Here is a 7,868-nt window from a genome sequence, read left to right as displayed (position 1 = left end):
CTGCCAATGTGGATACAGCCTGGGGACCGGCAAAAGCGCTGCCTACAGTCCCCTGCCCATCTACAGTTATGGTCCCATTAAGGCCGATGTAGGCAACCCCTGTCGTCACCGCCGGAGTGCCTGATGATGCAAAGGACACCGGATCAAGATCGACCTGGGTGGAGGTGCTGGTGGCGTTAATAGATAGCGGACCCAGTACCGGCGCAGCGGGCCCCGTGAAGTACACCGTCTGGCGTATCGATGCGCCAGAGGCATTCGATGAAACCACGATAATCCGGTAGTACGTGTTCGGGGTCAGGCCTGCGAAGGAGGTCCCTGCCAATGTGGATACAGCCTGGGGACCGGCAAAAGCGCTGCCTACAGTCCCCTGCCCATCTACAGTTATGGTCCCATTAAGGCCGATGTAGGCAACCCCTGTCGTCACCGCCGGAGTGCCTGATGACGTGAAGGACACCGGGTCAAGATCGACCTGGGTCGAGGTGCTGGTGGCGTTAATAGATAGTGGACCCAGTACCGGCGCTGCGGGCCCGGTTAAGTACACCGTCTGACGTATCGATGCACCGGAGGCATTCGATGAAACCACGATAATCCGGTAGTACGTGTTCGGGGTCAGGCCCGCGAAGGAGGTCCCTGCCAATGTGGATACAGCCTGGGGACCGGCAAAAGCGCTGCCTACAGTCCCCTGCCCATCTACAGTTATGGTCCCATTAAGGCCGATGTAGGCAACCCCTGTCGTCACCGCCGGAGTGCCTGATGATGTAAAGGACACCGGATCAAGATCGACCTGGGTGGAGGTGCTGGTGGCGTTAATAGATAGCGGACCCAGTACCGGCGCCGCGGGCCCGGTGAAGTACACAGTCTGACGTATCGATGCGCCGGAGGCATTCGATGAAACCACGATAATCCGGTAGTACGTGTTCGGGGTCAGGCCTGCGAAGGAGGTTCCTGCTACCGTGGATACAGCCTGGGGACCGGCAAAAGCGCTGCCTACAGTCCCCTGCCCATCTACAGTTATGGTCCCATTAACACCGATGTAGGCAACCCCTGTCGTCACCGCCGGAGTGCCTGATGATGTAAAGGACACAGGATCAAGATCGACCTGGGTGGAGGTGCTGGTGGCATTAATAGATAGCGGACCCAGTACCGGCGCCGCGGGACCCGTGAAGTACACCGTCTGGCGTATCGATGCGCCGGAGGCATTCGATGAAACCACGATAATCCGGTAGTACGTGTTCGGGGTCAGGCCCGCGAAGGAGGTTCCTGCCAACGTGGATACAGCCTGGGGACCGGCAAAAGCGCTGCCTACAGTCCCCTGCCCATCTACAGTTATGGTCCCATTAACACCGATGTAGGCAACCCCTGTCGTCACCGCCGGAGTGCCTGATGATGTAAAGGTCACCGCATCAAGATCAACCTGGGTGGAGGTGCTGCTGGCGTTAATTGATAGCGGACCCAGTACTGGCGCCGAGGGCCCAGTGAAATACACCTTCTGACGTATCGATGCGCCGGAGGCATTCGATGAAACCACGATAATCCGGTAGTACGTGTTCGGGGTCAGGCCTGCGAAGGAGGTTCCTGCTACCGTGGATACAGCCTGGGGACCGGTAAAAGTGCCGCCTAAAGTTCCCTGCCCGTCTACGGTTATAGCCCCCTCAACACCGATGTAGGCATTTCCAGTTGTTACAACCGGATTGCCTGATGATGTAAAGGTCACCGCATCAAGATCAACCTGGGTGGAGGTGCTGGTGGCGTTAATTGATAACGGTCCCAGTGCCGGCGCAGCGGGCCCCGTGAAGTACACCATCTGACGTATCGATGCGCCGGATGCATTCGATGAAACCAGGATAATCCGGTAGAACGTGCTCGGTGTCAGGCCCGCGAAGGAGGTCCCTGCCAACGTGGATACAGCCTGGGGACCGGTAAAAGTGCCGCCTACAATCCCCATCCCGTCTACAGTTATGGCCCCATTAACACCGATGTAGGCATCCCCAGTTGTTACCGCCGGATTGCCTGATGATACAAAGGTCACCGCATCAATATCGACCTGGGTGGAGGTGCTGGTGGCGTTAATAGATAGTGGACCAAGCACCGGCGCCGCTGGCGCCGTATTCTGCACTATCTCGCGAATTGTAAAGCCTGAGGCGTTTTCGGCAACTACGATAATCCGGTATGCCGTATTGGGTGTTAGGCCCACAAAGGGATAATCTAAAGGAGTAGTAGTATATAAATCCACAGATCCTAAATCGTTGGTCACTAATCCGGTATTATAATCTACCGATATGATCCCATTATAGCCGATGTAGGCGGTTCGTGTCTGATCCGGTGCTGTCGCCGGATTTCCTGGATTGTAAAAACTCGGGTCAACCAATGTTATCGAGGTTGATGTTGTACCGGATATGCTCAGCGGATTCAATACAGGTGCGCTACCCCCCGTAGTCGCAAAAGCCTTCTGAACAGAAAACCCCTCACTGTTCTTCGCAACCACATAAACATCGTATGTCGTATTTCCCGCCAGGCCCACAAAGGGATAGGGTCCACCCGATACGTCAATAGGCCCTGCTGTAATTATTCCGCCCACCGTCCCCGTAGTATAATCCATGGTGATTTGGGTGGAATCACCGATCCAGGCCTGCACTGTCGGTAATGGATTTCCCGATGTGACAAGGATCGGCCGTTCCAGATATATCGAGGTTGGGCCTGTAGCGCTTATTACGAGTGGATTCAGCAACGGTTTCGTAGTGTAAACGAGTCCGTAAAGCAGCTGCGACAGGTTATTTGATTTCATATAACCGTTACAGCCCGATGATAGGGACACGATTAAGGCCAATACAATGGCATATATATAGTTATCAGGTTTCACGTTAATTGTTTTCATCCTTGTGAACCTCCCCGCCTTTTTTCTGCTCTTCAATCTTATCTTCCTTTTCCTGCTGCATATTCTTCTTTATGACTTTCTGCAGATCCTCAAGGTCCTTGACCTTTTTCCCGACGTCCTTGTAATAAAGATTATAGGTCCGCGCGGATTTGAATTCGTTGACCGCAGAATCAATATCATTCGAGAGATAGAGCGACATGCCCTTCCAGTAATGCTCCTCAGCCTTTTTCCTCATGGCCGCCGCGACCGGGTAGAACGAGAAGGTGACGCCCACGGAAACCGACCATTCGTTCCTTACCAGCTTCTGGCTCCAGCCATGGTAATACGCGAAGGAGCTCCCAAACAGGATCGAATCGAAGTAATCGCGATGGCTGTGCTGCTCCGGCGTAAAGAAGGAATATGAACTGCCCACATTTATAGTCAAGAAGTCCCACGGTTTGAGGGAGCACCCGGCCCCGACCGTGTGGCTCGAGAGGAGATCGTCATACTCGGTCTTTTTTTCCGAACGCAGGCCGAAATCGTTGTAAGAATACCCGGCGCTGATGGAAACCCAGGTAGTCGCGTTCCACTCGAGGCTCTGGCCCAGCCTGTAGCCGATCATGTTCCAGTTGCGCTCCGCACCGTCCAGGTCCCTGGCCCGGGGAAAGGTCAGGTCCGCGGAGGTATCGATCTTCAGCGCCGGGATGATGCGGTAGGACAATCCCAGCGACAGGGAAAGCGGATAGGTGGCCTTGACCTTGTTTGATATGCTTTTTCGGTAGCGCGGGTCCATCACCGCCATGTTGAAGATATTCCCCACGCTTCCGCCGTTGATCCGGTCATTGAATACAAGGGGCCAGACCCCGTCGCAGAATTCATTAAGCTGTCCCGACTGCGCTATGACCGGATTGGCTATGAATTTATTGGTCTTCTTGTTCAGCACCATGGGCGGATAATACTCCATGCGGGCCGAGAGATTCAGGTTGTCCAGCGGCTTGTAATCGATACCCAAGATGATGCCCGCGCCATTGCCGAACACATCCGTATCGATGTTAAGCGGGACCTGGTACCGGGCAAGGGACGTGTCGTTGGTGGCCAGTGCGAGATAAGGGGTCTGCGTTATGCCGGTGTTTGCCTTAACATTAATATATCGCAGAGACAGGGACCCTGAAAGCTGTTCTAGAAAGGCGTAGGACGCGCCGATAGTAGCGCCGATATGGAATTCCTGGCGCTTCAACTTGCTTCTACTGTAAACACTTACCAGTTCCTGGGAAAACCGCGAAGCCAGAACGGTATTGTACGCGATGAGAAGCCTGTCCATCGTTGAGGCGCTTTGGGTGAAGGTTGCCCCGGGCTGACCCCGCAAATAAGATACATCGGCAAAAACCGCCCAATTTTCGCGCTTGAAGATAAAGCTAAAGTTAGTCGGAGCCGCCGTTGCCATGGAGGTTAGATATCTGTTGTTCGATTGGTACTGGCTCTGAAGGGGATTAATAAGCCTATTGAACGAATTGGCTCCCTGGTTGCCCCACATGCGGATGGAGTCTCCTTTCTGAGTGTATTGATTTACGGAATTTATTATTAAAAATATACCGCCGTTCTGGAGAAAAGACAAGCCCGCCGGGTTATAATTTACGGCATCCGCGTCAGTGGACGCGTTCCTGCTCTGGGTGCGAACATACTCTGAGCTTCGGGCAGGGGAAATACCCTCTTCTGAAAGGAGCATGGACGCGGTTACGTCAGCGGTGAAGAGCAGTACGACCAATACCATGGACGCAATGAAAACGGTCGGCGTTCCCGTTATAGTCCGGGCGCTGATCCGCATCATCGATGTTATTTCATATTTCACAACTGACCTGCTTAAACTTCCCCAATCCCCTAAGCAACAATCCGCCAATTGAGAGCGAGGATTGTGCGTATAAGATCTCATTATTAATACCCTGATAATCCTCTGTACAACCGCTTAAATATAGTAACTGGCAATGGGAATATCAAATTTTTTTCAGCCCGTACAGGCTTTTTTTTAAAAACATTTATTAGTATTTTATTAGTTTTATTTTATTATATATTTTATATATTTTTGTCAAAATATAATCCCTCAATAGTTAGTTGACAAATTGTCAGGACGTTATTTAGATTCAGAATAGAAGTGATATGACTTCATTATAATATCTACCCAAAAATACAACTGCAAAATCAGTAAACCATTGATCGCGATAAAAAACCGGCTCAATCGATCTAATACCTTCTCCATTATAATATCGGGAAATAAAAAAGTATTGCCGCAACAATAAATCGTTTCATAGAATAATCCTGTTCCATCTTTTATTAGAGCGACACATTGACAATTCAAAAGGAGAATACCCGATGAGCGCACTGGCAGACCTTACCATATTTCCTCTTGATAAAGGCGAAAGCGTAAGTTCCTATGTGGCGGAAGCCGTGAAAATCATCCAGGGAAGCGGCCTTGATTACCAGATGGGGCCCATGAGCACCTGCTTCGAAGGAGATTGGGATGAGGTCATACGTGTCGCCAGGGAATGCATGGATGCCATGAAGAACCACAGCAGCCGGGTCTACATGGTGCTGAAGGTGGACTACCGCGAAGGCATGGATGAACGAATGAAGGGAAAGGTGGATTCCCTTAAAAAGATATTGGGCAACGAATGAAATGCCGGCGGATCAGGGCTAAGTGCCGGGTCCATTTTCATACCGATAGTTATCGGTCCCCGGCCAGGGGTCAGAGCAAACCACGCACCGATAACTATCGGCACCAACCGGTGTCAAAGCAACAATGGGCCGATAACTATCGGAGTGTGCTGAAAAAAATACCGGTGTCAGAGTAAAAATTCAAATATCTATAAAACCTACAAAATGTCTATTTTTTAATCTTAACAGATTCAACGAACACCCTTGCCTTATCCAATAATACCATGGCAAAGGGATCTTTCCTTTTAATATCACGCTCCACACAATCGAGGGTATCATAATAGAGGTCCCATCCCTGCTTTTCTTTCATATACATATCTTCAATGGGATTTTTGCCTTTTCTATGATTATCCAGAAAAACAGAGAGACGCCCTATGCCTTCAGTGAAGAACCGGAGCGATTCCGGGTCATTTTCGGCAATCATCCTGGCCGCCCTGAGGGCAAAACGAAGACACACGATAGTTATCGGCAGGGCCGATATGAAGCAGCCGGTGAAGGGATCCACCGCGCTTTTCATGCGGTCACAGCCCCAGGGAAGGGCCCTGGCATAGTCGGAAAACAGCATGGTGCGCACATAGTCGCCCAGGATCTTGCCGGTCCGCGCGGCATCGGCCGTATCGGCAAAAAGATCCGAGTCGTGGCGCATCACCAGGCCGGAGCCATGGCAATACCGAAGATAGGCGCCCGATTCACGCCTGTACAGCACTGACAGAAGATAGGCCTGGTCCTCCGCCCTGCCGATGCGGGACAGGGTAAAGGGCCGGTACCTCCTGAGGGCCTCCACCAGGATGCCGGTGGTTCCGCCGGTGACGTGGACGCGCTGCAGGCATGATGTCCTGCCGTCATGGCCCTGCCCCGCCCCGTATCGCGCCATCATCTCCGCTTCGGTGGAGAGGGCCTGGGGAACGGCGCTCCAGAACACTGCTTCGTCCCAGCAGGGACCGCGGTCCGGCACCGGCACATCGGGAGTGAAGACCGACGCGGCGATGTCCTTCCGGTTGACCAGGGTCCCGGCGATCATGCCGAGATAGACCTCGTCGCCGGCGCTGTCCCTTCCCCGGGCGCCCCAGAGGGACGTGCGCAGATGCCCGAAGGCGGACATCCCGGTTTCGCGCGCCAGCTCCTCCTGGGGAAAGGCCTGGTCCAGGTCGATCTTGAAGGCCGCCCTGATTTCAGGGGACACGAAGACGCTCCAGAACCGGGCGATCGCCTTAAGAAAATTGTAATGCCTCCCGTACTCGCCGTCGACACCGAAGACTTCCCGCAGCAAAGCGCCGTCCGAAGCCGGGTCGTATTGACGCGCCGCGGGAAGCAGGATATCCTCCAGGAGGCGCGCCGTGTCTTCCTCGGTGAAGACATGGAGATTGACGCCCCGGGCGCCTTCGGCGCCGTCCAGGAGCGACGCGAGCCACGGCCGGGCCGTATCGCGCAGGCCCCGGTGCGTGACCGAAACAGAAATAACGCAATCGATATCGTGTTCCGGGTCCTTAAGCCCGGCCGACTCCTCGTAGTCCATTGCTTCGGAGAGGCGGCGGAGACCATAGACCAGCTCATTGCGCTCCGCCGGGGTCCCCACCGGTATCGGATGGTCATACCAGTAGAGCTGTTCTTCTTTCATTGTCTCCTCTATGGCCTCTCTCAGGTCAGCATCAATCGCCTCAAGATGCTCCGGCGAGGACGGAACCGTAAGAAGCGCGTTGGCCGTGAAGAGGATTTCCCGCTCCGGGAACCGTATCGGATCTTGATTCAGCCCCGTGATCCGCACGGTCCTTTTTTCCCTCAGTGCGGCGATGGCCGCGGATCGATCGTCATTGATGACGCCTTCGGGGAAAAAGGCGCCCCAGACCAGGTCCCTCAATATGTCATCGCCCGGGGGGCCGCCGGATATGGCCTCGTGGAGATCCTCAAAGGCGCGGCGGAACCGATCGTTCTCCCGGTACGATGTCTCCACCTCGCGCAGGGCCAATGCGGCGCCTTCGAGGAAAAACCTCGATGCCTCTTCCCGGCCCGCGCCCTTCATCCCTTCCAGGTACTGAAGGGCCTCGCCGTGGCCCGGGGCATCCGCTCCGGACAGGACCGCGAGGAAGCAGGCGGTCATGGTTCGGGCAAGGGAGAGGTCATCCGCATCAGGGGGATTGAAGGACCCGGCCGCATTCATCCCCCCAATGGCCGGGACACCGTCGCAGCGCCGCGTTATAAAGCGGATGATATCCCCGAATTTTTTTTTAATGGACAAAACGCCGATCCTATTGCGATACTAGATTTGTCGTGAGACTGCGTCTCCCCCAAGGGAGCATCCTTATTG

4 protein-coding genes are annotated in these 7,868 nt (G+C 54.0%); 1 reads left to right on the top strand and 3 read right to left on the bottom strand.

The genetic code is table 11. The features are described from left to right. Positions 1-2,911 (bottom strand): hypothetical protein (locus tag KA369_21770; GenBank protein MBP7738618.1); only part of this gene is annotated, 2,911 nt, incomplete at its 3' end. Beyond that, on the bottom strand, positions 2,862-4,703 hold the full coding sequence (locus tag KA369_21765; protein MBP7738617.1) for a hypothetical protein: 1,842 nt from the start codon (positions 4,701-4,703) through the stop codon (positions 2,862-2,864). The genes KA369_21770 and KA369_21765, both read right to left, overlap by 50 nt. Positions 4,704-5,221: 518 nt before the next feature. On the opposite strand from KA369_21765, the gene KA369_21760 reads away from it, so the two are divergent. Beyond that, positions 5,222-5,524, top strand: coding sequence for an MTH1187 family thiamine-binding protein (locus KA369_21760; protein MBP7738616.1), 303 nt, complete (start codon positions 5,222-5,224; stop codon positions 5,522-5,524). Positions 5,525-5,732: 208 nt separating this feature from the next. On the opposite strand, the gene KA369_21755 is transcribed toward KA369_21760, so the two are convergent. Continuing rightward, positions 5,733-7,799, bottom strand: coding sequence for a hypothetical protein (locus KA369_21755; protein MBP7738615.1), 2,067 nt, complete (start codon positions 7,797-7,799; stop codon positions 5,733-5,735). Positions 7,800-7,868: the final 69 nt, after the last annotated feature.

The sequence above is a fragment of the Spirochaetota bacterium genome, from assembly GCA_017999915.1.
Classification (GTDB): Bacteria; Spirochaetota; UBA4802; order UBA4802; family UBA5550; genus RBG-16-49-21.
Note: the sequence above shows the minus strand (reverse complement) of the source record. Positions and strands in the feature narration are given on the sequence as shown.